This window comes from Arthrobacter sp. GCM10027362 (assembly GCF_042679445.1).
Classification (GTDB): Bacteria; Actinomycetota; Actinomycetes; order Actinomycetales; family Micrococcaceae; genus Crystallibacter.
On record NZ_JBHTML010000058.1, the window covers coordinates 1 to 21,324 of the forward strand.

Genomic DNA, 21,324 nt, shown 5'->3' on the forward strand with positions numbered 1-21,324 from the left:
GCCTGGTCCTGGGCGGGCTGATGGCGGTGGCGCCGCTGGGGGCGGACCCGGCCGAGGCATTCGGCCGGCTGGCCGGGTACGCGCAGGAGCTGCGCCGCGCCCATCCAGGCGCGGCCATGGTCTCGGCAGGCATGAGCCAGGACCTGGAAGAGGCCATTGCCGCCGGGGCGACACACCTGCGTGTCGGCTCGGATGTCCTCGGCCCCAGACCTGCGGTGGGGTAGCGTTTTTCCAGACGGGCGGGTACGGCTGTGGGCTTGACGATCCGTGCGTCGCTGTCAGCTGCGGGGACGAGATGTGAGGAGCCAACCATGGCCGGTGCACTGCGCAAGACGATGATCTATCTCGGGCTTGCCGATGGCGACGAGCACTACGAGTCCGAGCAGAACGAGCTGCCCGAGCGGGCCGAGGCGCAGGAGCCCGAAGGCAGGGAGCGCGACGGGCGCGAGGTCCGCGAACTGCGCGAAGAGCGCCGGTCCGATCGTGCCGAACCGGCGCCCGCAGTGCTGAAGCCGGTGCCCGAGGAGTACCGGGCCCCCGTGACCCCGATCAAGCGTGCCCCATCAACCCGCGAGGAGTCTTCCGTGCTGCGGCAGATCACCACTGTCCACCCGCGTTCCTACAATGACGCCAAGATCATCGGCGAAAGCTTCCGCGACGGCATTCCGGTCATCATGAACGTGACGGACATGGGTGAGGCGGACGCCAAGCGCCTGGTGGACTTCTCCGCCGGCCTGGTCTTCGGCCTGCACGGGAGCATCGAGCGGGTGACCAACAAGGTCTTCCTGCTCTCGCCGTCGACCATCGAGGTCCTGGGCGAGGACCGCAAGGCCGCGGACCAGCAAACCACGGTGTTCAACCAGAGCTAGCGCTGGCGGATCGCCCCGGAGATGGGGCAGTATTGCCGTTAACCTCTCCACTACTACCGTTGGGAATCGTGGCTCGCCCGTGTCCATCATTTTTGCGCTGCTTTACCTCGTCCTGATGCTCTTCCAGATCGCCCTCATCGTCCGCATTGTCTTCGAAGTGGTGCAGAACTTCGCCCGGCAGTGGCGTCCCCGCGGTGCGGCGCTGGTCGCGGCCTCGGCGATCTACGGCACCACCGACCCGGCCCTGCGCGCGCTGCGCCGGGTGATCCCGCCGCTGCGCATCGGCGGCTTCGCCCTCGACCTGGCCTTCCTCGTGCTGTTTATCGTGATTTCGATCGCCAAGGCGGTTGTCTCCGGCCTGGGCAACAGCGTAGCGGCGGCCGTCATCTGACCGTCCCTCCCGCGCGGGCCCGCCGTCCTCCGCCGGCGCCGCGTGTGTCGTTCGGTGCCGGGGTCCGCCAAGGGATATTCTGAGGTGGAGGCTCCTGTGCCTGTAAAGTGTCACAGAGAGTATTCGCAACCGTTGTCATGAGTCCGGTGAACGAACCAGCCCCGGAGCCATGATCCACACAGAACCAGTATGAGGTGACCAGATGGCTCTGACGCCAGAAGACGTTGTCAACAAGCGGTTCCAGCCCACGAAATTCCGGGAGGGTTACGACCAGGACGAAGTCGACGACTTTCTTGACGAAATTGTCGTGGAACTGCGCCGCTTGAACCAGGAGAACGACGAGCTTCGCAGGAAGCTCGCCGAGGCCACCTCCCGCCAGGGCAATGAGGCTGCCGCCGTTCCGGCCCCGGTCGCCGCCGCACCGGCCGCGCAGGAAGCGCAGGCCGCCCAGAAGCCGGCACCGGCTGCGAAGGAGCAGCCCAAGACGCAGGCCGCCCCGGCCGTCTCCGCTGCCGCCCCGGCCAGCTCGCAGCATGCGGCGGTTGCCGAGTCCGCAGCCAGCGTGCTGGCCATGGCGCAGAAGCTGCACGACGAGTATGTCAATGCGGGTGTGGAGCAGCGGGACAAGATCATCGCCGAGGCCCAGCTCGAAGCCAGCACCCTGGTGAACGACGCCCAGGAAAAGAGCCGCAAGACGCTCGGCGCGCTGGAGCAGCAGAAGGCCGTGCTCGAGCGGAAGCTGGAGCAGCTGCGCGGCTTCGAACGGGATTACCGGTCCCGCCTGAAGGCATACATCGAGGGCCAGCTCCGGGATCTGGAAGCGCGCGGCTCCTTTGCCTCCGAGGCCAAGGACACCGCGAACTCCTAGATCCTCACGTTCCTTGCCTCCGGCACGGCCTGCGGGCCGTGCCGGAGGAAGTTGGCCGGTGCCGGGACCGCTTCCCGTCACCGGCCAATCGTTTAGCCTGCGGCGCCCCGGGCGCCGCCGGGCCGCTACTTTCGGAAGTAATATGCCTGAATCACCGTCAGCCGAAGAACTCCCCGCCGGCCGGAAGGCCGGGTCCTCCGCGGCCGGCTCCGAGGCTGTGCCGCGCAGCGGGAAGTTCCTGCTGATCCTGGCCGGCTGCGCCGCCTTCGCCTACCTGTTCGACCAGCTCACCAAGTTCTGGGTGGTTAGTACCATGACCGAGGGCCAGGTCACGCCGGTGCTCCCGCCGCTGCTCAGCTGGCATTTCATCCGCAATCCGGGGGCCGCCTTCTCCATCGGGGAGGACTTCACCTGGATTTTCAGCATCGTGATGGCCCTGGTGGCCGGGGCCATCCTGTTCTATGCCCGCCGGATCCGCTCCGCCTGGTGGTCGGTGGCCCTGGGCTTCCTGCTCGGCGGCGCGCTGGGGAACCTGACCGACAGGCTCTTCCGCGAGCCGTCCTTCGGCATGGGCCACGTGGTGGACTTCATCGCCTTCCCCAATTTCGCGATCTTCAACATTGCGGATTCGGCCATCGTCGGTTCGGTCATCCTCTGGTGCATCCTGACCCTGCTGGGCATCGGCATGGACGGCCGGCGCGTTCCCGCCCGCAGGACCGGGGACGGGGAAGACCCCGGGGGCAGCGATGCCTGAGGACGGGCAGCCGCGCAGCATCGAACTGGCCCCGGACACCGCCGGCCGGCGTGCCGACGCCGGACTGGCGGTGCTGCTGGGCATCTCCCGTTCCGCGGCGGCGGCGCTGCTGGGCGAGGGCAACGTCAGCCTGGACGGGCGGAAGATCGCCAAATCCGAGCGCCTGCCGCCGGCGGGGCTGCTGCAGGTGGCTGTCCCCGAGCGCCCGGACCCGCTCCAGATTGTGGTGGAAGAGGTAGAAGATTTGAAAATCCTCGGCGATGACGAGGACTTCGTGGTGATCGACAAGCCCGTCGGGGTGGCGGCGCACCCCTCGCCCGGCTGGGTGGGCCCCACCGTGGTCGGCGCGCTGGCTGCCCGCGGCTACCGGATCTCCACCTCCGGGGCGGCCGAACGCGCCGGCATCGTGCACCGGCTCGACGTCGGCACCTCCGGGGTGATGGTGGTGGCCAAGACCGAGCACGGCTACACCCTGCTCAAGCGCGCCTTCAAGGAACGCACCGTGGAAAAGGTCTACCACGCACTGGTCCAGGGCCTGCCGGATCCGCTCGAGGGCACCATCGAGGCCCCGATCGGCCGGCACCCCGGCTACGACTGGCGGTTCGCCGTCGTCGAGGACGGCCGGCACTCGGTGACGCACTACGAGGTCCTCGAGGCCTTCGGCAAGGCCTCGCTGGTGGAGGTGCACCTGGAGACCGGGCGCACGCACCAGATCCGGGTGCATTTCGCCGCCCTGCACCATCCCTGCGCCGGCGACCTGACGTACGGCGCGGACCCGAAGCTGGCGGCCGAGCTGGGGCTGACCCGGCAGTGGCTGCACGCCCGCCGGCTCGGCTTCGCCCACCCCCGCACCGGCGAATGGGTCGAATTCAGCAGCGACTACCCGGCGGACCTGGCGTACGCGCTCGAGGCCCTGGCCGAGCACAGGGTCTAGGATTCAGTAAGAGGACCAGAAGAGGCACGACGTGAGCAGCTCCAAGACCGGCAACGATTCCTTCGTCCACCTGCACAACCACACCGAGTACTCGATGCTCGACGGCGCCGCCCGGCTGAACGACCTGTTCAGCCACGCCCACGAGCTCGGCATGAACGCCCTGGCCACCACCGACCACGGTTTCGTGTTCGGCGCCTTCGACTTCTGGAACAAGGCCCGCAACGCCGGCATCAAGCCGATCGTCGGGGTAGAGGCCTACCTGACCCCGGGCACCGCCCGGCAGGACAAGACCCGCGTACGCTGGGGCGACGGCGGCCGCGACGACGTCTCCGGCGCCGGCGCCTACACCCACATGACCATGTGGGCGCAGACCACCGAGGGCATGCACAACCTGTTCCGGATGTCCTCGCTGGCCTCGCTCGAGGGCTACCTCTACAAGCCCCGCATGGACCGGGACCTGCTGCAGACCTACGGCCAGGGCCTGATCGCCACCACGGGCTGCCCCTCCGGGGAGGTGCAGACCAAGCTGCGGCTGGGCCTGTACCAGGAGGCGAAGCAGGCCGCCTCGGACTTCCGCGACATCTTCGGCGCCGAGAACTTCTTCTGCGAACTGATGGACCACGGGCTGGACATCGAGCGCGGCGTGCAGGCGGACCTGATCAAGCTTGCCCGTGAACTGAAGCTGCCGCTGGTGGCCACCAACGACCTGCACTACACCCACGCCGAGGACGCCGCCGCGCACGCGGCGCTGCTGTGCGTGCAGTCCGGCTCCACGCTGGCGGACCCCAAGCGCTTCAAGTTCGACGCCGACGAGTTCTACCTGAAGTCCCCGGCGGAAATGCGCGCGTTGTTCCGGGACTACCCCGAGGCCTGCGACAACACCCTGCTGATCGCCGAACGCTGTGACGTCGAATTCAACACCGAGGCCAACTACATGCCGCGCTTCCCCTGCCCGCCGGGGGAGAACGAGGAGTCCTGGTTCGTCAAGGAGGTCGAAAAGGGCCTGCACTACCGCTACCCCGAAGGCATCCCGGACGCGGTGCGCAAGCAGGCCGACTACGAGATCGGCGTCATCACCCAGATGGGCTTCCCCGGCTACTTCCTGGTCGTGGCGGACTTTATCAACTGGGCCAAGAACAACGGCATCCGGGTGGGACCGGGCCGCGGCTCCGGCGCCGGCTCGATGGCCGCCTACGCCATGCGCATCACCGACCTGGATCCGCTCCAGCACGGCCTGATCTTCGAGCGGTTCCTGAACCCGGACCGCGTCTCCATGCCCGACTTCGACGTCGACTTCGACGACCGCCGCCGCCCCGAAGTGATCAAGTACGTCACCGAGAAGTACGGTGACGAGCGCGTGGCCATGATCGTCACCTACGGCACCATCAAGGGCAAGCAGGCGCTGAAGGACGCCTCCCGCGTGATGGGCTACCCGTTCTCCGTGGGCGAGCGGCTGACCAAGGCGATGCCCCCGGACGTGATGGGCAAGGGCATCTCCCTGACCGACGTGCACAACCCCGAGGCCAAGCGGTACGGCGAGGCCGAGGAACTGCGCGAGCTGCTGAAGTCCGACGCCGACTCGGCCAAGGTCTTCGAGACCGCGCTGGGACTGGAGGGCCTGAAGCGGCAGTGGGGCGTGCACGCGGCCGGCGTGATCATGTCCTCGGACCCGCTGATCGACATCATCCCGATCATGCGCCGCGAGCAGGACGGGCAGGTCATCACCCAGTTCGACTACCCCACCTGCGAAGGCCTGGGGCTGATCAAGATGGACTTCCTGGGCCTGCGGAACCTGACGATCATCTCCGACGCGCTGGAGAACATCAAGCTCAACCGCAACGAGGACCTGGTCCTGGAGGACCTGGCCCTGGACGACAAGGAATCCTACGAGCTGCTGGCGCGCGGGGACACCCTCGGGGTGTTCCAGCTCGACGGCGGGCCGATGCGTTCGCTGCTGAAGCTGATGCGCCCGGACAACTTCGAGGACATCTCGGCCGTGCTGGCGCTGTACCGGCCGGGGCCGATGGGCGCCAACGCGCACACCAACTACGCGCTGCGCAAGAACGGCGTGCAGGAAATCACCCCGATCCATCCCGAGCTCGAGGAACCGCTGCAGGACATCCTCGGCGGCACCTACGGCCTGATCGTGTACCAGGAACAGGTCATGGCCATCGCGCAGAAGCTGGCCGGCTACTCGCTCGGCCAGGCGGACATCCTGCGCCGGGCCATGGGCAAGAAAAAGAAGTCGGAGCTGGACAAGCAGTTCGCCGGCTTCTCCCAGGGCATGAAGGACCGCGGCTATTCCGGGCAGGCCATCAAGACCCTCTGGGACATCCTGCTGCCGTTCTCCGACTACGCGTTCAACAAGGCCCACTCGGCGGCCTACGGCGTGGTCTCCTACTGGACCGCCTACCTGAAGGCCCACTACCCGGCCGAGTACATGGCGGCGCTGCTCACCTCGGTGGGCGATGACAAGGACAAGCTGGGGATGTACCTGAACGAGTGCCGCCGCATGGGCATCACGGTGCTGCCGCCGGACGTAAACGAATCCAGCGTCAACTTCACTCCGGTGGGCACCGACATCCGCTTCGGCATGGGCGCCATCCGCAACGTCGGCGCGAACGTGGTGCATGCCATGGTGGACGCGCGCGAGGAGAAGGGCGCGTTCACCTCCTTCAGCGATTTCCTGCAGAAGGTGCCGGCGGTGGTCTGCAACAAGCGCACCATCGAATCGCTGATCAAGGCCGGTGCCTTCGACTCCCTGGGCCACCCGCGCCGCGCCCTGGCGATGATCCACGAAGAGGCGGTGGACTCGGTGATCGTGCTCAAGCGCAACGAGGCGGCCAACCAGTTCGACCTGTTCAGTGCGTTCGACGACAACCCCGAGGCCGGCTCCGGCCTGGCGGTGGACATTCCGGACCTGCCCGAGTGGGAGAAGAAGGACAAGCTCGCGTTCGAACGCGATATGCTCGGGCTCTACGTCTCGGACCACCCGCTGCAGGGGCTCGAAGGGGTGCTCAGCCAGCATGCTGACCAGTCCATCACCTCGGTGATCGCCGAGGACGGGCCGGCAGACGGGGCCATCGTCACCATTGCGGGCATGATCACCTCGCTGCAGCGGCGCATCGCCAAGAACAGCGGCAACGCCTATGCCCGGGCCGAGATCGAGGACCTGGGCGGCTCGATGGAGGTCATGTTCTTCGGCCAGGTCTACGGACCGATCTCCTCGATCCTGGCCGAGGACCTGATCGTCGTCGTCCGCGGCCGGCTGCAGCGGCGCGACGACGGGGCCGTGACGCTGAATGCCCAGGAGCTCACCGTCCCGGACCTGTCCGACGGGCATGCCGGCCCGGTGGTGATTTCCCTGGCCAACCACAAGGCGACCGAGGAGGTGGTCACGGCGCTGGGCGACGTACTCCGGACGCATCCGGGCAATACCGACGTGCAGGTCCGGCTGAACCATGCCCGCAAGGTCGAGGTGATGCGCCTGGGCATCAACTACCGGGTCAACCCCACCCCGTCCCTCTTCGGCGACCTGAAGGTGCTGCTCGGACCGGCCTGCCTCGACGCCTAGATTTCGTACTCGATGGGGTGGGGGCGGACATACCTGCCGCTGTGGTAGAGCAGGGGCGTCTTCTCGTCGCCGAGGGAACCTTCGACCACGTCCACCACGACGACGGCATTGTTCTCGAAGGACAGCCGCAGCTCGATCCGCCCCACCAGATAGGCCGGGACATCCTTGAGCAGGGGGACGCCGTACGGCCCGGTCTCCCAGTTGTCGGCGCTGAACCGGTCCTTGGACCGGGCGAAGCGCTCGGCCAGTTCCCGGTTCTCCAGGCCGAGCATGTGCACGCCGATGTAGGTGGAATTCGCCACCGCCGGCCAGGACGAGCTGGTCCGGGCCATGTTGAAGGTGAAGCGCGGCGGCTCCACGGACAATGAAGCCACGGAGGTGGCGGTGAAGCCGTAGGGCCGGCCGCCGTAGTTGACCGTCAGGATCGCCACGCCCGCGGCGTGCCGGCGGAAGACCTCGCGGAAGGTCTGCGCGAAGGCTCCGTCTCCGCCGGCGTAGTCCGGCGTGATGGCATTCTCTGGTTTGGCGTTCACAGGCTCTCCCGGTGGTTCGGCGGCGGGCGGTTGCCCAGGTCTTAGACACCAGCCTATTCCGACGGCGTCGCCGCGGGCCCCACCGTGTTACGGGCTGCGGCGCTGCGCGTCAGTAGAATAAAGGGGTGAACGCTGACACCGCTGCCGGAACCCCTGTCGATTTTCCCACCGTGGACCTGCGCGGCCGGCGCCTCGGCCCCGCCGAGCTGAAGGCGGCGATGCCGCGCGCCGAGACCACCTTCGACGTGGCGACCGAGGCGGTCGAGGCGATTATCAAGGACGTGCGGACCCGCGGTTTCGAGGCGCTCGGCGACCTTGCGGCCCGGTTCGACGGCGTGGAGCAGGAACATCCGCGGGTTCCCGCACAGGCTTTGGACCAGGCGCTGCAGTCGCTTGACAGTGCGGTGCGCGCCGCCCTGGAAGAGTCCATTGCCCGCGCCCGCACCTTCGCCGCGGCCCAGAAGCCGGCGGACGCCGCCGTCGAGATCGCCTCCGGGGCAGTGGTCCGGCAGAGATGGGTGCCGGTTGCGCGGGTGGGGCTGTACGTTCCCGGCGGTCTGGCGGTCTACCCTTCGTCGGTGGTGATGAACGTGGTGCCGGCCCAGGCTGCGGGTGTGGCGTCGCTGGCCCTGGCCTCCCCGCCGCAGAAGGAATTCGGTGGACTGCCGCACCCGACCATCCTGGCCGCGGCCAAGCTGCTGGGCATCGACGAAGTCTACGCCATCGGCGGAGCCCAGGCGGTCGCGGCGTTCGCCTACGGCGTCCCGGCCGGCGAGGCCGGCCCGGCACTGGCGCCGGTGGATGTGGTGACGGGTCCGGGCAATGTCTATGTGGCCACGGCCAAGCGGCTGGTCAAGTCCGTGGTGGGCATCGACGCCGAGGCCGGAACCACCGAGATCGCCATCCTGGCCGACGATTCGGCAGTGCCTGCCTTCGTGGCCGCGGACCTGGTCAGCCAGGCCGAGCACGATCCGCACGCCGCGTCGGTGCTGGTTACGCCGTCGGTCAGGCTGGCCGAAGCGGTCCGGGCGGAGCTGGCGGTGCAGGTGGCCGCGACCAAACACTCGGACCGGGTCCGGCAGGCGCTCTCCGGGCCGCAGTCCGGTGTGATCCTGGTCGATGACTTGGAGCAGGGCCGGCAGGTCTGCGACGCCTACGCGGCAGAGCACTTGGAAATCCACACCGAGGACGCCGCGGCGGTGGCGGCCCGGATCCGCAATGCCGGCGCCATTTTCGTGGGCGACTACAGCCCGGTCAGCCTGGGCGACTACTGCGCGGGCTCCAACCACGTGCTGCCCACCAGCGGGACCGCCACCTTCGCCTCCGGGCTGAACGTGACGACCTTCCTGCGGGCCATCCAGGTGATCGACTACAACCGCGAGGCGCTGCGCGAGGTCAGCGGGCACATCGTGGCCCTGGCGCGGGCCGAGGACCTGCCCGCGCACGGGGATGCGGTCTCCGTCCGGTTCAGCTGAGCGTATTAGTTACAGTGTTGTAACTATGGTGAACTTGTTCCTATGATGATGGTGCCATAACCGGCACCCACGAAGGAGGTGCGGCGTGTACTGTCCGTTCTGCCGCAACCCGGATTCGCGGGTGGTGGACAGCCGGGTCACCGACGACGGGTCGGCCATTCGGCGCCGGCGCCAGTGCTCGGAGTGCGGGCGGCGTTTCACCACGCTGGAAACCACCAGCCTCACGGTAATCAAGCGCTCCGGCGCCGGCGAGCCCTTCAGCCGAAGCAAGATCATCAGCGGGGTCCGCAAGGCGTGCCAGGGCCGGCCGGTCTCGGATGACGACCTGGCGCTGCTGGCCCAGGAGGTCGAAGAGACCGTGCGGGCCAGCGGGGCCGCGGAAATCAATGCCCACGAGGTCGGGCTGGCCATCCTGGGACCGCTGAAGAAGCTGGACCTGGTGGCCTACCTGCGCTTCGCCAGTGTCTACCAGGGGTTCGACTCGCTGGAGGACTTCGAGGCGGCCATCGAGCAGCTGCGCAACGAGACCGCCACGACCGCCGGAGGCAGCCCGGCCGGAACCCGGCGGCCGCTGACCGCCAAGTAGCCGGGGCATTCGCCGGGTCGGCGCTCAGGCGAGGCTAAGCGCCGACTGCAGCGCCGCGCCGACGATCCCCGCATTGTTCTTCAGCTGCGCCGGCACGATGGGGGTCTTGAGCTGCAGCTTGGGCAGGAAATCCTCGCTGCGCTTGGAAATGCCGCCGCCGACGATGAAGAGCTCGGGGGAGAAGAGGAACTCAAGGTGGGAGAAGTAGCGCTGCAGGCGCTGCGCGTAGCCGTCCCAGTCCAGCCCGTCCCGTTCCCGGGCCGACGCCGAGGCCCGGGTCTCGGCGTCGAACCCGTCCAGTTCCAGATGTCCCAGCTCGGCGTTCGGCACCAGCTCTCCATTGAAGATGAAGGCGGAGCCGATCCCGGTGCCCAGGGTGATGACCAGGACGGTGCCGTCCACACCCTTGCCGGCACCGTAGCGGACCTCCGCCAGACCCGCGGCGTCGGCGTCGTTGATCATCTGCACCGGCCGGCCCAGCTTTCCGGTCAGCAGGCTGTCCGCATCCGTGCCGATCCAGGCCTTGTCCACATTTGCCGCTGAGAGCGCGACACCGTGCCGGATGATGGCCGGGAAGGTCACGCCCACGGGGCTGTCGCGGGCCGGGGCGTCGGGGCGGGCGTCCAGCTCGGCGGCGATCTGCGCCACCACTTCGGCCACGGCGTCCGGGGTTGCCGGCTTGGGGGTGTCGATCCGGAAGCGTTCACCGGCCAGCTTGCCCTTGCGCAGGTCGACGATCCCGCCCTTGATGCCGGTGCCGCCGATGTCGATGCCGAGGCCGTGGCGGTTCTTGCCGTGGGCCTTGCCGGACTTCTTCTCTTTCTTGCCCATGTGCGCTCCGTTGTCGGGGCCGGAGGCCCGGCCGGGATGCCTGCAGATTACCCGAGGATTACGGCAGAGTCAGGATTTCGGCTCCGGATTCGGTGACCACCAGGGTGTGTTCGAACTGGGCTGTCCGCTTGCGGTCCTTGGTGACCACCGTCCAGTCGTCATCCCACATCTCCCACTCGATGGTGCCCAGGGTGAGCATCGGCTCGATGGTGAACACCATGCCCGGCTCCATCACCCGGCTGTAGGCCGGAGCGGCGTCGTAGTGCGGGATGATCAGGCCGGTGTGGAAGGCCTCGCCCACGCCGTGGCCGGTGAAGTCGCGGACCACCCCGTAGCCGAAGCGCTTGGCATAGGACTCGATGGCGCGGCCGATGACGTTGATCTCGCGCCCGGGGGCCACCGCCTTGATGGCCCGGTTCAAGGACTCCCGGGTCCGTTCCACCAGCAGCCGGGACTCCTCGTCCACGTCGCCGACCAGGAAGGTGTAGTTGGTGTCGCCGTGCACGCCGTCCACATAGGCGGTGATGTCCAGGTTGATGATGTCCCCGTCCCGGAGCACCGTGCTGTCCGGGATGCCGTGGCAGATGACCTCGTTGACCGAGGTGCAGACGGATTTGGGGAAGCCGCGGTAGCCGAGGGTGGAGGGATAGGCGTGGTGCGAGATGAGGAAATCGTGGGCGACCCGGTCCAGTTCGTCGGTGGTCACGCCGGGGCGGATGTGCCTGCCGACCTCCACGATGGCCTGCGCGGCAATCCGGCCGGCAATGCGGATCTTCCCGATGGTTTCGGCATCCTTGACCTCGGAGCCGGTGAACTTGGCCGGCGCTGGCTTCCAGGCGTACTCGGGCCGCGGGATCGAGGCCGGAACGTCAAGGACGGGGGAGACGGTGCCCTGGACCAGCGTGCCCAGGGGTGCTGTTGCTGCGATGTGGGGCATACCATCGATCTTATCGGTGCTTTGCCGCCGCCGCTTGGGGCTGCGGGCCGATGACCGGACTTCGCAAGACGGACTTCAGAACGCAAGAGGAGCGCCACATGGCCAATTACTGGTTCAACGTCGTGACCCACCAGGTCGAGGAGGGCCCGCAGTCGGACTGGACCCAGCTGATCGGTCCGTACGAGACCCGCGAAGAGGCGGAGCACGCGCTGGAGAAGGTCCGGGAGCGCAACGAGGCCTGGGACGCCGAGGAGGAAGACTAACGCTCAGCGGCTGCCCCGGTCTTGCAGGCTCGGCCGGGGACCCCTGCCGCTTCTCCTGGGCGTTCCCGCCCTTCAGCTCCTAGAACGAGTGTTCGGGGCCCGGGAAGGCTCCCGAGCGGACCTCCTCCGCATAGGCTGCCGCAGCTCCGGCCAGCACCGTGCGCAGGTCCGCGTACTGTTTGACGAACCTGGCCATCTTGCCCCCGCGCAGTCCGGCCATGTCCTGCCAGACCAGCACCTGGCCGGTGGTCGCATTCCCGGCGCCGATGCCGATGGTGGGGACGGTGACCGCCCGTTCCACCGCTGCCGCCGTTGCGGCCGGCACCAGTTCCATCAGCACGGCGAAGGCGCCCGCGTTCTGCAGCGCCACCGCATCCTCGACCAGCCGTACGGCGTCGTCGCCGCGGCCCTGCACCCGGTAGCCGCCCAGGGCGTGTTCGCTCTGCGGGGTGAAGCCGATGTGCGCCATCACCGGAATGCCTGCCTGCACCATGGCCCGGACATAGTCGGCATAGAAGGCGCCGCCTTCCATCTTGACCGCGTGGGCGCCGGCCTCCTTCATCAGCCGCACCGAGGATTCAATGGCCTGGGCGGGGGAGACCTCGTAGCTTCCGAACGGCAGGTCGGCGACGACGAGCGCGCGCCGGGCGCCGCGCGTGACGGCCCGGCACAGCGGGATCAGTTCGTCCAGCGTCACCGGCAGCGAGGTTTCATTGCCGAAGACATTGTTGGAGGCGGAGTCGCCTACCAGCAGTACCTCGATGCCTGCCTCGTCGAAGATCTGCGCGGTGTACTGCTCATAAGCGGTGAGCATGGCAAAGCGCCCGCCGTTGTCCTTGACCTGCTGCAGATGGTGGGTGCGGATCCGGGACGCGGACAGGGGAGCCGGCGCCCCGGAAATGGAAGAATTTGGCATGCTTAGAGCCTAATCCCGCCGCGGCGGCTTCCTCCACCCGACCGGGCCGGGCCGACATAATGGTGGCGGCGCGCAGCTGCGAGCACATACCGGCCGCGGCGACTAGGCTGGATACAACACAACTGTTCCCAGGCCACCGACTGCGCCAGCTGGCACCGCCCAGACCATGGACACGCCAATGGCGCCGGCGGCCGTGGCCGGATCCGAAAGGTGGCACATGGACCGTCAGCAGGAGTTCGTGCTCCGCACCATTGAAGAGCGTGACGTGCATTTCGTCCGGCTGTGGTTTACCGACGTGCTCGGCTCGCTGAAGTCCGTCGCACTGGCCCCGGCCGAAGTCGAAGGCGCATTCGAGGAGGGGCTGGGCTTCGACGGGTCGTCGATCGAGGGCTTGGCGCGCGTGTTCGAGTCCGACATGCTGGTCCAGCCGGATCCTTCCACCTTCCAGATCCTGCCGTGGCGCGGGGAAAGGGAACAGACCTCGCGGATGTTCTGCGACGTGCTGACACCGGACGGCGAGCCTGCGGCCGCGGATCCGCGCAATGTCCTCAAGCGCACGCTCGCCAAGGCCACCGGGATGGGCTTCACCTGCTACACCCATCCGGAAATCGAGTTCTACCTGCTCGAATCCAGCCAGCTCGGCCCCGACGGGGTGCCGGTGCCGGTGGACGGCGCCGGCTACTTCGACCACGTCCCCGGCGGCGTCGCCCAGGACTTCCGCCGCATGGCGGTGACCATGCTCGAGTCGGTCGGGATTTCGGTGGAGTTCAGCCACCACGAGGCGGGCCCGGGCCAGAACGAGATCGACCTGCGCTACGCCGACGCCCTGCAGACGGCGGACAACATCATGACCTTCCGTACCGTGGTCAAGGAGGTGGCCCTGATGCAGGGCATCTACGCCACCTTCATGCCCAAGCCGTTCTCCGAACACCCGGGCTCGGGCATGCACACGCACTTCTCGCTCTTCGAAGGGGACGCCAACGCCTTCTTCGAGGCCGGCGCCGAATTCCAGCTGTCCAAGACGGCCCGCCAGTTCATCGCCGGCATCCTGCACCACGCACCGGAATTCACCGCCGTCACCAACCAGTTCGTCAACTCCTACAAGCGGCTGTGGGGCGGCGGCGAGGCACCGAGCTTCGTCTCCTGGGGCCACAATAACCGCTCGGCGCTGGTCCGGGTGCCGCTGTACAAGCCGGGCAAGGGGCAGTCCTCCCGGATCGAGTACCGCGGCATCGACTCCGCGGCCAACCCGTACCTGGCCTACGCGGTGCTGCTGGGCGCCGGCCTGAAGGGCATCGAGGAAGGATACGACCTGCCGGCCGGGGCGGAAGACGACGTCTGGAGCCTCAGCGGGGCCGAGCGCCGGGCGCTGGGCCTGGACCCGCTGCCGTCCAGCCTGCACGATGCGATCCAGAAGATGGAGGAGTCCGACTTCGTGGCCGACGTCCTCGGCGAGCAGGTCTTCGAAATCTTCCTGCGCAATAAGCGTGCCGAATGGAACGAGTACCGCCTGCAGGTGACCCCGCATGAGCTGAAGCGGAACATCGGGATCCTGTAGCCGACGCCATGAGCCTGAACCGCCAGCTGATCGTCACCGGCTTCAACGACCTGGAGAAGGCCAACCGTTTCCTGGCCGCCCGGGAGCTGGAAGGCATCGATCCGCAGCTGTTGCTGGATGGTTTTGGCCTGTCCGCGGATCCGGACCTGGCGCTGATGTCGCTGGTCCGCCTGCTGGGCAGGTCCCCGCAGCTGGCCGACCTGGTCAACGGCGGGGAGCGCCGCAGCGAGGCGCTCTTCCGCCTGCTCGGTGCCTCCGAGGCCCTGGCCGACTTCCTGCTGCGCCGGCCGGAACACCTGGACGTGCTCGATGTCCGGGTCAGCCCGGAACCGGCCGGGGCGCCGGCGGACCAGCTGCGGCGCAGCCTGCTCACCGCCGTCGGGGCCGACCCGCAGGCCGAAAACCCGGTGGCCGGACTGACCGGGGCTGCGGCCTACACGGCGCTGCGCTCGACCTACCGCCGGCATCTGACCGAACTGGCCATCCGGGACCTGGGAGCGGCCTCGCCGGAGGATTTCATGCCCACGGCCGGCCGGGAACTGGCGGACCTGGCCGCCGCGGCGCTGGAGGCCGGCCTGGCGGTCTCCCGGGCCGAGCTGGCCGGACGCTATCCGGCCGGGAAGCTCGCCCAGGTTCGGCTGGCGGTGATCGGCATGGGCAAGTGCGGCGCGGCGGAGCTGAACTACATTTCCGACGTCGATGTCGTCTATGTGGTCGAGGCCGATGACATGGACGAGGCCCATACCGCAGTGGTCGGCACGGCCCTGGCCGCCGGCATGACCCGGGCCATTTCCTCGCCGGGGCCCGAGCCCGCCCTCTGGGAAGTGGACGCGAACCTGCGCCCGGAGGGCAGGGACGGCCCGCTGGTGCGCACCCTGGACTCGCACCTGACCTACTATCGGCGCTGGGCGCACAGCTGGGAATTCCAGGCGCTGCTCAAGGCGCGGGCGGTCGCCGGCGACCCCGGGCTCGGCCGGCGCTACGAGGAGGCCGTGGCGCCGCTGATCTGGTCCTCCTCGGAGCGCGAAGGCTTCGTCGAATCAGTCCAGGCCATGCGCGGGCGGGTAACGGAGAACATCCCGCTCAACGAGCGCGGCCGGCAGATCAAGCTGGGCCGCGGCGGGCTGCGGGACGTGGAATTCACCGTCCAGCTGCTCCAGCTGGTGCACGCGAAGGTGGACGAATCGCTGCGGGTCAGGGACACGACGTCGGCCATCGCCGCGCTCAGCGCTGCCGGGTACATTGGCCGGGCGGACGCCCGCGAACTGGACGCGGCCTACCGGTACCTGCGTGTGCTCGAACACCGGATCCAGCTGGTCCGGCTCCGCCGCACGCACCTGATGCCCGAGACACCGGAGGCCCTGCGGGCCCTGGCCAAGGCGTCGCTGGGTTCGCTGAGCACGCAGCGGCCCGCCCCGGAGGCCCTGCTGGAGACTTGGCAGCAGACCAAGCGGCGGGTACGCGCGCTGCACGAGAACATCTTCTACCGCCCGCTGCTGGCCACCACCGCCAGCCTGAGCGCGGACGAGGTGCGCCTGACCCCCGAGGCCGCCCAGGCCCGGCTCGCGGCGCTGGGCTATCTGGACCCGCGCGGGGCCATGCGCCATATCGAGGCGCTGACCGCCGGCATCAGCCGCCGGGCCCAGCTGCAGCGCCAGTTGCTGCCGGTGCTGCTGGAGTGGATTGCCGACGGCGTCGACCCGGACGCGGGGCTGCTCGGCTTCCGCCGGCTCAGCGAGGCGCTCGGGGATTCGCACTGGTACCTGGGCATGCTGCGGGACTCCAGTTCGGCCGGCGAGCGGCTGTGCCATATCCTTTCCAGCAGCCGGTTCATCACCGACCTGCTTGAGGTCTCGCCCGAATCGGCCGCCTGGCTGGGCACCGACAAGGACCTGGCGCCGCTGGACTTCGACACGCTGTGGCAGGAAATCGGCCACAAGATGTCCCGCCACCCTGCGCCCAGGGAAGCCGTGCGGCTGATCCGGCTGATCCGGCGCCGGGAGATGCTGCGCATCGCGATCGCCGACTCTGCCGGGCTGCTGGACCAGACCCGGGTGGGCATCGCACTCTCGGATGCGGACCGGGCGGCTATCCAGGGCGCCCTGCAGGCGGCCGAGGCCGAGGTCGCCGGCGCCGACGGCCGGCTCACCCGCATGCTGGTGGTGGCCATGGGCCGGCAGGGCGGGCGCGAAATCGGCTACGGATCCGACGCCGACGTAATGTATGTCCACCGGCCGCTGCCCGGCGCCGATCCGGACGCGGCCCAGCAGCAGGCGCTGCGCATCGTTGGCCAGCTCTCGGCGCTGCTCCAGCAGCCCTGCAGGCCGCCGGTGCTGGCCGAGCGCCCGCTGGTGATCGATGCGGCGCTGCGTCCCGAGGGCAAGGACGGGCCGATGGTGCGCACGCTGGACTCCTACCGGGAGTACTACCAACGCTGGTCGCTGATCTGGGAAGCACAGGCCCTGCTGCGCGCCCGGCCGATTGCCGGCGACGACGCGCTGGCCGAGGACTTCCTGGCGCTGATTGATCCGATCCGCTACCCGGAGCAGACCAGCGCCGACGACGTGCGCGAGATCCGGCGGATCAAGGCCAGGGTGGAATCCGAGCGGCTGCCGCGCGGCGCAGATCCGGCCCGGCACCTGAAGCTCGGACGGGGCGCGCTCAGCGACGTCGAATGGCTGGTCCAGCTGCTGCAGCTGCAGCATGCGGCGCGCCTGCCCGCGCTGCGCACCACCAACACCCTCGAGGCCCTGGTCGCCATCGAGTCGGCCGGGCTGCTGCCGGCGAACGATGTCCAGACGCTGCGCGAGAGCTGGTGCCTGGCGACCAGGATCCGCTCCGGCAACGTGGTCTCCAGCGGCAAGAGTTCGGACGTGCTGCCCTCCTCGCGCCGGGATCTCGAAGCCGTGGCGCGCTGGTGCGGCTATCCGCCCGGCGGGGCCGCCGCGCTGGAGGAGGACTACCTGCGGCTGACCCGGCACGCCCGGGGAATCTTCGACCGGCACTTCTACGGCCAGCACGGCTGACCCGGCACCTGCGCCGGTCCGCCCCGGTCCGTTCCCCGTCCGGGGTTTTGTGGGTAGGCTCGGGAGCAACCCGGTCCAGGGAGCCGTACACGCTGCCTGGGCCTGTGCAGGAAGGGGAGGCGCCATGACCGACATTGACCTGGTGGCCCGGGAACATCTGGGCGTGGCGGTGGACTCGCCGCACGGCCGCAGCGCCGTCATGGTGGCACAGGACGGTCCGCTGAGGCAGACCATCATTGCGCTGAAGGCAGGCACCATGCTCGGAGAGCACAATGCGCCGCTGGCCGGCACCATCTATGTGCTTGAGGGGTCCATTACCGTGGTATCCGCGTCGGGCCGGTCCCCGGTCAATGAAAACCAGCTGGCCCTGGTCCCCCGGGAGCGGCACTCGGTCGAGGCGGCCGAGGACTCGGTCTTCCTGCTTACCGCGGTGACCGAGACCTGAGCGGGACAGGCTGCGCACGGCCGCGGTGAGCGCATGCGTGCAGTGTCGCACCGGAGCGGCACCATTTCGCATCGTTGCCGATCGCGTCCGGACAAGGATGGGCCGCACGGGCGCGCAGTTCCAGTGGTTCTGCGCGCCCGTGCGGCCCAATGCGGAGCGTTGCCGCTGCCCTGAAGGTTTATTTAGATGCCGTAGTAGAGCTCGAACTCGTAGGGGTTCGGGCGCAGCGACAGCGGGGCGATTTCATTCTCGCGCTTGTAGGCGATCCAGGTGTCGATCAGGTCCTGGGTGAAGACGCCGCCGGCCTGCAGGAACTCGTTGTCCGCCTCCAGCGCAGCCAGGGCTTCCTCCAGGGAGCCCGGAGCCTTCTGGATGTCCTTGGCTTCCTCGGCGGGCAGCTCGTAGAGGTCCTTGTCGATCGGGTCCGCCGGCTCGATGCGGTTCCGGATGCCGTCCAGGCCCGCCATCAGCTGCGCGGAGAAGGCCAGGTACGGGTTGGAGGAAGCATCCGGGGCGCGGAACTCGATGCGCTTGGCCTTCGGGTTGGAACCGGTGATCGGGATGCGGATGCCGGCGGAGCGGTTGCCCTGCGAGTAGACCATGTTCACCGGGGCCTCGAAGCCCTTGACCAGGCGGCGGTAGGAGTTAACCGTCGGGTTGGTGAAGGCCAGCACGGCGGAAGCGTGCTTGAGCAGGCCGCCGATGTACCAGCGGGCGGTGTCGGACAGCCCGGCGTAGCCCTTCTCGTCGTAGAACAGCGGCTGGCCCTCCAGCCACAGGGACTGGTGGCAGTGCATGCCGGAGCCGTTGTCACCGAAGACCGGCTTGGGCATGAAGGTGGCGGACTTGCCCCAGGCATCGGCCACGTTCTTGACGATGTACTTGAACTTCAGCAGGTCATCGGCCGCGTGCACCAGGGTGGAGAACTTGTAGTTGATCTCGGCCTGGCCGGCGGCGCCGACCTCATGGTGGGAGCGCTCGACTTCGAGGCCCGCGGCGTCCAGTTCCACGCAGATGGCGTCGCGCAGGTCCGCCTGCTTGTCGGTCGGAGACACGGGGAAGTAGCCGCCCTTGACGGGGGTCTTGTAGCCCTGGTTGCCGCCTTCGTCCTTGCGGCCGGAGTTCCAGTGTGCCTCGATGGAGTCCACCGCATAGAACGACCCCTGCGGGCTGGACTCGTAGCGCACGTCGTCGAAGATGAAGAATTCGGCCTCGGGGGCGAAGAACGCGGTATCCGCGATGCCGGTGGAGGCGAGGTACGCCTCGGCCCGCTCGGCCACACCGCGCGGGTCGCGGTGGTAGGGATCCCCCGTGCGCGGGTTGACGATCGAGAAGTTCAGCGCCAGGGTCTTCTCCACGCGGAAGGGATCGATGAATGCGGTGCTGACATCCGGGATGAGCTGCATGTCGGACTCGGCGATGCCCTGGAAGCCGCGGATGGATGAGCCGTCAAAGAGCTGGCCGTGCACGAAGAAGTCAGCGTCCACAGTCTTGGCCGGCACATTGAAGTGCTGCTGCACGCCCGGGAGGTCGGTGAACCGGATCTCGATAAACTTCACGTCTTCGTTATCGATGTACTTGAGGACCTCGTCCGCACTGTTGAACATCGGGTCATGCTCCTTACGCATTCATGGGCTACTTGCCGGGGACACGGCCCCGGCAATGGTTTACAGAGTAGATCGGGGGAATTTCCCGTTAGTGTCGCAATTGTTTCCGGCGTGTTACTTAAACCTAGATCAGATGTGCCGGCCACGCCTAGCCGCGTGGCCGGGGGCACAGGCCTTACCAGCCACGTCACCCCCGCCTGGGAGTCGTGGCTTGATGCTTTGCGTCGGTAGGCTTGGAAGGTGGTAGACAGAAAAGACTTAGCATCCTGGCTCCAAGGGCCGCCGTCGCAACCGGGACAGTGGCCCGGCCGCCGGCTGGGATTGCCGGAGGGCGGCTCGGGTTCCATTGCCCGCCCCGGCCGGCGCCTCGCCGCGCTGTGCATCGACTGGGGCATGAGCTACCTGATCGCCTGGTTCCTATTCGGTGGCAATGAAGGCAACGAATTCCTGATCATGGCGGTCTTTGCGGCCGAGCAGATCCTGCTCGTGGGCACTCTGGGCTACAGCTTCGGGCACCGCCTGCTGGGTCTGCACCTGCGCCGGCTCAACGGCGGTGCTCCCGGGCCGCTGGCCGCCGTCGTCCGGACACTGCTGCTCTGCCTGGTCATTCCGGCCCTCATCTTTGACGCGGACCAGCGTGGACTGCATGACCGGGCCATCGGCACCGTGCTCGTGCGGACCTGAGGCGGCGGACCGGCTCCGGCCGGCAGCGGCAGAAGGTGCTGCAAACAGATACAGGGAGGGCCCGCCGTACGGCGGGCCCTCCCTGTATCTGTGCTGTGCCCCTGTATCTTACTGCGCGTCCCCGGAGGCGTCAGCGGCCGCGCATGGCCCGGCGGTCCGGACGGACCTTGAACGGATCCACGCCCTTGGGAATTGGGAGCCTGCTGCTGCCCAGGGCCTGCAGGCGCTTGTCCACGGCAGCGACTTCCTGCTTGGTCAGTTCGTTCTTCAGCTTCTGCACGGTCCTGGCGACCTTGCTCAGCTCCACCTGGCCTTCGCCGCGGCCGGTCTCGATCACGTGGACCTTGACATTGGGCAGGATGCGGTTCAGTTTGCGGCGTTCGGCGTCCACCAGCTGCTTGACCCGATGGGACGGGCCCTCGGTGACCAGGACGATCCCGGGCCGGCCGACGGCGCGGAAGACGGCATCCTGGGTGCGCGGGTTGACCGCCACCGGCTGCTCCTGCAGGATCCAGCCGCGGCGCAGCACGCTCAGGGCGGCACCGGCGGCCCCGGGCTGGCCCTCGATCTGGGCGAAGGCCGCGCGCTCGGCGCGCCGGGACAGGATGAACGTCGCGGCGAGCAGACCCAGCGGAATGGAGATGATCAGCAAGGTAACCCAGTTCTGGATCAGCAGGCCGATGACCAGGCAGACAACTACCACGGCCAGGAAGGCCAGCAGCATCAGCCAGACGACGTTCGGGTCGTTGCGCCGGGTCATCTGGAAGACCTGGGCAATCTGCTTCAGGCGCCCGGGCTGCTTGTTCGCCTTCGCGGGCTTGTCCGCTGCGGGCTTGCGGGAAAAGAGCCCCCGCCGGCTGTTTGCAGAGGAGTTGGCAGGGGAATCGGTGCTATTGGCCATAATGGCTCAATTCTATCCCGAGCCTGCCCGTGCTCCGAGCCCGGCAGGTGCCCTGCTTTCGGTCCGTGTCCGGTCAGCGGGGGAGCAGGCTGGCTGCTTCCTGCCGGGTGGTGCCGGAGTCCTCGATGCCGTCGGCAATGTGGGCCAGTTCCTCGGGCAGTTCGCGCCCCTT

The 21,324-nt window shown here is 68.2% G+C and carries 19 protein-coding genes and 1 pseudogene; 14 read left to right on the top strand and 6 right to left on the bottom strand.

The features are described from left to right. The 7 genes and pseudogenes from ACFQ36_RS10535 to dnaE all read left to right on the top strand — a co-directional run. Window positions 1-224 (top strand): annotated as a pseudogene (locus tag ACFQ36_RS10535) (YggS family pyridoxal phosphate enzyme); the annotation flags it as partial. Between the two features lie 87 nt (window positions 225-311). Next, window positions 312-869, top strand: coding sequence for a cell division protein SepF (locus ACFQ36_RS10540; protein WP_377013360.1), 558 nt, complete (start codon window positions 312-314; stop codon window positions 867-869). 79 nt (window positions 870-948) lie between these two features. Beyond that, window positions 949-1,260: a YggT family protein gene (locus ACFQ36_RS10545; RefSeq protein WP_377013362.1), complete on the top strand. Its 312-nt coding sequence runs from the start codon at window positions 949-951 to the stop codon at window positions 1,258-1,260. A gap of 202 nt (window positions 1,261-1,462) precedes the next feature. Then, window positions 1,463-2,128 carry a DivIVA domain-containing protein gene (locus ACFQ36_RS10550; RefSeq protein WP_377013364.1) on the top strand — a complete coding sequence of 222 codons (666 nt, stop codon included), beginning with the start codon at window positions 1,463-1,465 and terminating at the stop codon, window positions 2,126-2,128. Between the two features lie 142 nt (window positions 2,129-2,270). Beyond that, the gene (lspA, locus tag ACFQ36_RS10555) at window positions 2,271-2,882 is read left to right on the top strand and encodes a signal peptidase II (protein WP_377013366.1); all 612 of its coding nucleotides are present in this window, start codon (window positions 2,271-2,273) and stop codon (window positions 2,880-2,882) included. Beyond that, window positions 2,875-3,816: an RluA family pseudouridine synthase gene (locus ACFQ36_RS10560; protein WP_377013368.1), complete on the top strand. Its 942-nt coding sequence runs from the start codon at window positions 2,875-2,877 to the stop codon at window positions 3,814-3,816. The genes lspA and ACFQ36_RS10560 overlap by 8 nt, the downstream gene beginning before the upstream one ends. Window positions 3,817-3,847: 31 nt before the next feature. Beyond that, window positions 3,848-7,390, top strand: a complete 3,543-nt coding sequence (dnaE, locus tag ACFQ36_RS10565; protein WP_377013370.1) for a DNA polymerase III subunit alpha — start codon at window positions 3,848-3,850, stop codon at window positions 7,388-7,390. On the opposite strand, the gene ACFQ36_RS10570 is transcribed toward dnaE, so the two are convergent. Beyond that, window positions 7,387-7,923 (bottom strand): flavin reductase family protein, encoded by a 537-nt coding sequence (locus ACFQ36_RS10570; RefSeq protein WP_377013372.1) that lies wholly within the window; start codon window positions 7,921-7,923, stop codon window positions 7,387-7,389. The two genes, dnaE and ACFQ36_RS10570, sit on opposite strands and share 4 nt — an antisense overlap. Before the next feature lie 125 nt (window positions 7,924-8,048). Here ACFQ36_RS10570 and hisD point away from each other — a divergent pair, with 125 nt between their 5' ends. Then, entirely contained in the window at window positions 8,049-9,398 is a 1,350-nt protein-coding gene (gene hisD, locus ACFQ36_RS10575) for a histidinol dehydrogenase (protein ID WP_377013374.1), read from the top strand. A gap of 85 nt (window positions 9,399-9,483) precedes the next feature. Continuing rightward, the gene (gene nrdR / locus ACFQ36_RS10580) at window positions 9,484-9,984 is read left to right on the top strand and encodes a transcriptional regulator NrdR (RefSeq protein WP_377013377.1); all 501 of its coding nucleotides are present in this window, start codon (window positions 9,484-9,486) and stop codon (window positions 9,982-9,984) included. Between the two features lie 24 nt (window positions 9,985-10,008). Here the strand turns inward: nrdR and ppgK are convergent, their stop codons facing one another. Then, the gene (gene ppgK / locus ACFQ36_RS10585; protein WP_377013379.1) at window positions 10,009-10,815 is read right to left on the bottom strand and encodes a polyphosphate--glucose phosphotransferase; all 807 of its coding nucleotides are present in this window, start codon (window positions 10,813-10,815) and stop codon (window positions 10,009-10,011) included. 58 nt (window positions 10,816-10,873) lie between these two features. Next, window positions 10,874-11,752: a type I methionyl aminopeptidase gene (gene map / locus ACFQ36_RS10590; protein ID WP_377013381.1), complete on the bottom strand. Its 879-nt coding sequence runs from the start codon at window positions 11,750-11,752 to the stop codon at window positions 10,874-10,876. Between the two features lie 98 nt (window positions 11,753-11,850). Here map and ACFQ36_RS10595 point away from each other — a divergent pair, with 98 nt between their 5' ends. Continuing rightward, window positions 11,851-12,015, top strand: a complete 165-nt coding sequence (locus ACFQ36_RS10595; RefSeq protein WP_377013383.1) for an SPOR domain-containing protein — start codon at window positions 11,851-11,853, stop codon at window positions 12,013-12,015. A 79-nt stretch (window positions 12,016-12,094) separates the two neighbouring features. Here the strand turns inward: ACFQ36_RS10595 and panB are convergent, their stop codons facing one another. Next, window positions 12,095-12,931, bottom strand: a complete 837-nt coding sequence (gene panB, locus ACFQ36_RS10600) for a 3-methyl-2-oxobutanoate hydroxymethyltransferase (RefSeq protein ID WP_377013385.1) — start codon at window positions 12,929-12,931, stop codon at window positions 12,095-12,097. A 217-nt stretch (window positions 12,932-13,148) separates the two neighbouring features. Between panB and ACFQ36_RS10605 the strand changes: the two genes are divergently transcribed. The 3 genes from ACFQ36_RS10605 (at window position 13,149) to ACFQ36_RS10615 (ending at window position 17,960) form a co-directional block, all read left to right on the top strand. Continuing rightward, window positions 13,149-14,489 carry a glutamine synthetase family protein gene (locus ACFQ36_RS10605; protein WP_377013387.1) on the top strand — a complete coding sequence of 447 codons (1,341 nt, stop codon included), beginning with the start codon at window positions 13,149-13,151 and terminating at the stop codon, window positions 14,487-14,489. A gap of 8 nt (window positions 14,490-14,497) precedes the next feature. Beyond that, window positions 14,498-17,515, top strand: a complete 3,018-nt coding sequence (locus tag ACFQ36_RS10610; RefSeq protein ID WP_377013389.1) for a bifunctional [glutamine synthetase] adenylyltransferase/[glutamine synthetase]-adenylyl-L-tyrosine phosphorylase — start codon at window positions 14,498-14,500, stop codon at window positions 17,513-17,515. Between the two features lie 124 nt (window positions 17,516-17,639). Further along, the gene (locus tag ACFQ36_RS10615) at window positions 17,640-17,960 is read left to right on the top strand and encodes a cupin (protein WP_377013391.1); all 321 of its coding nucleotides are present in this window, start codon (window positions 17,640-17,642) and stop codon (window positions 17,958-17,960) included. Between the two features lie 182 nt (window positions 17,961-18,142). Here the strand turns inward: ACFQ36_RS10615 and glnA are convergent, their stop codons facing one another. Further along, window positions 18,143-19,567, bottom strand: a complete 1,425-nt coding sequence (gene glnA / locus ACFQ36_RS10620) for a type I glutamate--ammonia ligase (protein ID WP_377013397.1) — start codon at window positions 19,565-19,567, stop codon at window positions 18,143-18,145. 240 nt (window positions 19,568-19,807) lie between these two features. On the opposite strand from glnA, the gene ACFQ36_RS10625 reads away from it, so the two are divergent. Next, on the top strand, window positions 19,808-20,251 hold the full coding sequence (locus ACFQ36_RS10625; protein ID WP_377013393.1) for an RDD family protein: 444 nt from the start codon (window positions 19,808-19,810) through the stop codon (window positions 20,249-20,251). Between the two features lie 130 nt (window positions 20,252-20,381). On the opposite strand, the gene ACFQ36_RS10630 is transcribed toward ACFQ36_RS10625, so the two are convergent. After that, the gene (locus ACFQ36_RS10630; protein WP_377013395.1) at window positions 20,382-21,152 is read right to left on the bottom strand and encodes a DUF4191 domain-containing protein; all 771 of its coding nucleotides are present in this window, start codon (window positions 21,150-21,152) and stop codon (window positions 20,382-20,384) included. Window positions 21,153-21,324: the final 172 nt, after the last annotated feature.

Bases quoted from the DNA above. Each gene is read 5' to 3' on its own strand.
- ACFQ36_RS10540 (WP_377013360.1), top strand. From the start codon at position 312: ATGGCCGGTGCACTGCGCAAGACGATGATCTATCTCGGGCTTGCCGAT.
- ACFQ36_RS10550 (WP_377013364.1), top strand. From the start codon at position 1,463: ATGGCTCTGACGCCAGAAGACGTTGTCAACAAGCGGTTCCAGCCCACG.
- lspA (WP_377013366.1), top strand. From the start codon at position 2,271: ATGCCTGAATCACCGTCAGCCGAAGAACTCCCCGCCGGCCGGAAGGCC.
- ACFQ36_RS10560 (WP_377013368.1), top strand. From the start codon at position 2,875: ATGCCTGAGGACGGGCAGCCGCGCAGCATCGAACTGGCCCCGGACACC.
- ppgK (WP_377013379.1), bottom strand. From the start codon at position 10,815: ATGGGCAAGAAAGAGAAGAAGTCCGGCAAGGCCCACGGCAAGAACCGC.
- map (WP_377013381.1), bottom strand. From the start codon at position 11,752: ATGCCCCACATCGCAGCAACAGCACCCCTGGGCACGCTGGTCCAGGGC.
- ACFQ36_RS10595 (WP_377013383.1), top strand. From the start codon at position 11,851: ATGGCCAATTACTGGTTCAACGTCGTGACCCACCAGGTCGAGGAGGGC.
- panB (WP_377013385.1), bottom strand. From the start codon at position 12,931: ATGCCAAATTCTTCCATTTCCGGGGCGCCGGCTCCCCTGTCCGCGTCC.
- ACFQ36_RS10605 (WP_377013387.1), top strand. From the start codon at position 13,149: ATGGACCGTCAGCAGGAGTTCGTGCTCCGCACCATTGAAGAGCGTGAC.
- ACFQ36_RS10610 (WP_377013389.1), top strand. From the start codon at position 14,498: ATGAGCCTGAACCGCCAGCTGATCGTCACCGGCTTCAACGACCTGGAG.
- ACFQ36_RS10615 (WP_377013391.1), top strand. From the start codon at position 17,640: ATGACCGACATTGACCTGGTGGCCCGGGAACATCTGGGCGTGGCGGTG.
- glnA (WP_377013397.1), bottom strand. From the start codon at position 19,567: ATGTTCAACAGTGCGGACGAGGTCCTCAAGTACATCGATAACGAAGAC.
- ACFQ36_RS10630 (WP_377013395.1), bottom strand. From the start codon at position 21,152: ATGGCCAATAGCACCGATTCCCCTGCCAACTCCTCTGCAAACAGCCGG.